This window comes from Xanthomonas sp. D-36-1, from assembly GCF_017746155.1.
GTDB classification, from domain to species: Bacteria; Pseudomonadota; Gammaproteobacteria; order Xanthomonadales; family Xanthomonadaceae; genus Xanthomonas; species Xanthomonas cissicola.
The window spans coordinates 1-3,820 of the sequence record NZ_JAGHWR010000140.1 but is presented as its reverse complement, the minus strand read 5'-3'; the positions used below and the strand labels follow the sequence as shown (position 1 = coordinate 3,820).

The 3,820-nt window shown below is 60.7% G+C and carries 1 protein-coding gene and 1 pseudogene; one reads left to right on the top strand and one right to left on the bottom strand.

Annotated elements, in window-relative coordinates:
• Nucleotides 1–186: pseudogene (locus J7367_RS22060) on the bottom strand (IS5/IS1182 family transposase); the annotation flags it as partial.
• 2 nt (nucleotides 187–188) lie between these two features.
• Here J7367_RS22060 and J7367_RS22055 point away from each other — a divergent pair.
• Nucleotides 189–3,710 carry an RHS repeat-associated core domain-containing protein gene (locus tag J7367_RS22055; protein ID WP_244672370.1) on the top strand — a complete coding sequence of 1,174 codons (3,522 nt, stop codon included), beginning with the start codon at nucleotides 189–191 and terminating at the stop codon, nucleotides 3,708–3,710.
• Nucleotides 3,711–3,820: the final 110 nt, after the last annotated feature.

Sequence of the window (3,820 nt, the reverse complement as noted above, 5' to 3'; positions counted from 1 at the left end):
AATCCGCAACATCGTCGCCAGTGCGTACGGCTGCCGACCTGGCCGCCCCGACACTGGATAGTGCGGCGCGATCAGGGCAAGCAGTTGCTGCCACGGAACAACCTGCTCCATCTCGGCAAGAAAGATCTCGCGCCGGGTCTGCTTACGCTTGCCCAAGCCCTCAGCGTCACCGAACGTCAGCTGCATGGATGAATCCTCTACATAAGGCGATAGTGTCGCGCATCTGCGGTGAGTTGATCAGACCTTCCCTAGGTTGGCTTGCCCTGACGCGTTACTACCATTCGGGCATTGCACTGAACACTGGAGGGTTCGGGCCAGGCTGGACCTTCTCGCACAGCCTGCGTTTGGCGGTCCAGGGTGACGCGCTGGGCCTGGTAGAGGGCAGCGGTTACGCCGTGCCGTTCCGCAAAGTGGGCTCGGACTATCGCGCGGCCAATGCCTCCGGCGAGCGTATCGCCGCCCATGGCGATCAATGGGTACTGTATCGCCAGGACGCGATCTACACCTTCGACGCCCAGGGCAAGCTGATCTCGCGCTTAGCGGAGGACGGCAGCGGGCTGATGTATGCCTACAACGCACGTGGACGGCTGCAGAGTATCGCCTCGCTGCAGGGCCGATCTATCGGACTCGTGTACGCCGACGACAGCGACGACGCGCTGATCACTGGTGTCATCTCCGCTGGCGTACGGCTCGCCAGCTACGGCTACGATCAACGTCGCTTGGTTACCGTTACCTATGCGGATGGTAAGGGCCGGACCTATCACTACGAGGACACGCGCTTTCCCCGGCACCTGACCGGCGTCACCACGGAAGACGGCCGGCGCTTCAGTACCTTCGCTTATGACGATGCTGGCCGCGCAATCTCCAGCCAGCACGCCGGCGGCGTCGATGGTGTCACGCTCGCGTATTCGTCCACCGGCACCGCGGTCACCGATGCCCTGGGCAACACGGTTGATTACACGATGACCACCGCGGGCGGCGAATCTCCGAAGGTCGCATCCGTGGCAAGAAGCGACGGCACGATGAGCTACGCCTACTATGATCAGGCAGCCGACTATCGCAGGAGGCTCAGCGCTATGACTGACAAGCTTGGGGTGCAGACCAAGCATAGCTATTCGGAGCTGACCGAGAATGGCGTAGATATCAATGTCCACACCGTCCAGGAAGCGTTTGGACTTCCGCAAGAACGTACGACCACGACCCGGGCGACCGCCGGCTCCAACCGGATGCTTTTAATCCAAAGCACTGGACGCACTATTTCCTACACCCGCAACGATCGGCTTCAGCCCATTCAAGTGTCGACGATTGGCGCAACGTCCAGCGAGAGGCGTGACGTGGCTTACAGCTACTGCGAGGCATCCGATGTCGCCGCAGTAGGTAGCACCTGCCCGGTCCTGGGCTATTTGAAGTCCATCGATGGCCCGCGCACGGATATCGACGACCGTACGACCTATAACTATTACCCCATCGATGCTGCCGGATGCGAGACCGGCACCGGAGCGTGCCTGTACCGCAAGGGTGACCTCAAGCAGACCATCAATGCCCGTGGCCAGATCCGCGAGAATCTGAGCTATGACGCAGCAGGTCGTGTTCTTTCTGCCGTTGACGAAAACGGGGTGCTAACCGATTACAGCTACCATCCGCGTGGTTGGTTGGTATCGACCACAGTGCATGGCGCTACGTCCGCGCAGAATCGCGTCACCACGTTCGAGTATTGGCCCACCGGCTTGGTCAAGCGCATCACCCAGCCCGACGGCACCTACGCCACTTTTGTCTACGACCAGGCCCAACGACTCACCGATGTCACCGATACGCTGGGCAATACCCTCCATTACGTGCTCGATAAGGCTGGCAATCGTCTGGAGGAGCAGACCAAAGATGCTCAAGGCGCGCTCAAGCGCAGTTTGAGCCGTATTTATAATCAATTGGGCCAACTGGAAACGCAGGCGGACGCGGCTGCAAACCCTACCGACTACGCCTACGATGCAAACGGCAACCTGCGCTTGATCACCGACGCATTTGGCCGTGGCACCCTGCAAGAGCACGATCCGCTCGGTCGGCTTGTGCGCACCTTGCAGGATGTCGATGGCATCAAGGCCGAAACCAACGTGGGTTACGACACGCAGGATCGTCCGTTGCAGGTCAAGGACCCCAAACGTTTGGACACGCGCTACACGTACAACGGGCTCGGCGACCTTCTAAAACTGACCAGCCCGGATACCGGCGTCACCAGCTACACCTACGACAGCGCCGGCAACCGCGCCACGCAGACCGATGCGCGCGGCGTCACCTCCAGCTACGCCTACGATGCGCTCAACCGCGTCTTGAGCATCAGTTACCCAACCGCCGCCTTCAATGTCAGCTATACCTATGACGTCACGCAAAGCGTGTGCGCCAGCGGTGAGACGTTCACCGTCGGGCGCCTGGCTAAGCTCCAGGATGGCAGCGGCACCACCCAATACTGCTACAACCGCTTCGGTGAGGTGGTGCGCAAGGTGCAGACGGTCAACGGCAAGGTGCTGGTGCTGCGCTACGACTACACACCCGGCGGCCGCCTGCGGTCGATGGTCTACCCAGACGGCACTACGGTCGATTATGTCCGCAACGCGCAAGGCCAGACGACCGAGGTTGGGATGACCGCACAAGGCGGCAGCCGCCAACGTCTGCTGAGCGGAGCGACCTACTATCCGTTCGGTCCTTCCGCCGGCTGGACCTACGGCAACGGCCGCAAACTGGCGCGTATGTACGATCTTGACTACCGCCCGCGCGTCATCCAAGACACCCGCGCGGGTGGCTTGGAAATCGGTTTCGGCTTCGATGCCGTTGGCGACCTCACCGCTCTGACCCCGGCTGGCAATCCGACACCAGAGCTACGACTGGATTACGACGCCCTCGGTCGGCTCACAGCGCTGAAAGACGGAACCGCCAATACCGTGATTGACGGCTACAGCTACGATGCCACTGGCAATCGCCTGAGTGCCAAGGTCGGTGGCGCCACCCAGGCCTACACCTATCCGACGACCAACCACCGCCTAAGCGCAGTCGCAGGCGTGGCACGCACCTACGACAAGTTGGGTAACACCCTCACCATCGGCGGCAAGGCACGTGAGTACCTATACGACACCACGGGCCGTATGACTTTGGTCAAGCGGGCAGGTGTTGCTGTCATGAACTACCGCTACAACGGTCGCGGGGAACAGGTACGCCGTTACCTGGGCACCAACAATACTTACACCCTCTACGATGAGGCCGGCCACTGGCTCGGTGACTACGACACCAACGGTGCACCCAAGCAACAAGCGATCTGGCTGGACGATTTGCCGGTGGGCCTGCTGGCCAACGGTGCTCAACTGCATTACATCGAACCCGACCACCTCGGCAGCCCGCGCGTCGTCGTCGATGCCACCCGTGACGTTGCCGTGTGGAACTGGAGCCTGAAAGGCGAAGCATTCGGCAACACCGCGCCCAACCAGGATCCGGATGGGGATGGCACCGCGATGGTGTTCGACATGCGCTTTCCAGGGCAGCGCTTTGATGCGGCGAGCGGGTTCAACCAGAACTACTTCCGGGATTACGATGCTGCTATTGGTCGATATGGGCAGAGCGATCCCCTGGGACTACCTGCGGGCTTGGCAACCTATGGATATGTTGGATCCAATCCGTTCAATGCAATGGATCTATATGGCCTGCTGGAACTAAGGAAGGTCTGATCAACTCACCGCAGATGCGCGACACTATCGCCTTATGTAGAGGATTCATCCATGCAGCTGACGTTCGGTGACGCTGAGGGCTTGGGCAAGCGTAAGCAGACCCGGCGCGA